Genomic DNA, 243 nt, shown 5'->3' with positions numbered 1-243 from the left:
ACCACTGGAGATTTGGTTACCAACATCAACCTGCTTGAGACCAACGCGACCATCGACTGGTGCGGTGATGCGGCTCCAGTCGAGTTGCAGCTGTGCGCTGGCGACGCTTGCTTCATCAGCCTTAATGGTGCCTTCGGTTTCACTGACCAGCGCTTGTTGGGCATCCAGTTCCTGACGAGATACGAGATTGGTTTTTACCAGTTGTTGATAACGCGCCAGGTCACGGCGGGCGTTGGCAAGCGT

1 pseudogene is annotated in these 243 nt (G+C 55.6%); it reads right to left on the bottom strand.

Annotation, left to right across the window (positions count from 1 at the left end):
• Positions 1-243 (bottom strand): annotated as a pseudogene (locus tag SB725_RS33395) (multidrug transporter subunit MdtA); the annotation flags it as partial.

This window comes from Pseudomonas sp. SIMBA_041, assembly GCF_046535095.1.
GTDB lineage: Bacteria > Pseudomonadota > Gammaproteobacteria > Pseudomonadales > Pseudomonadaceae > Aquipseudomonas > Aquipseudomonas mucoides.
Note: the sequence above shows the minus strand (reverse complement) of the source record. Positions and strands in the feature narration are given on the sequence as shown.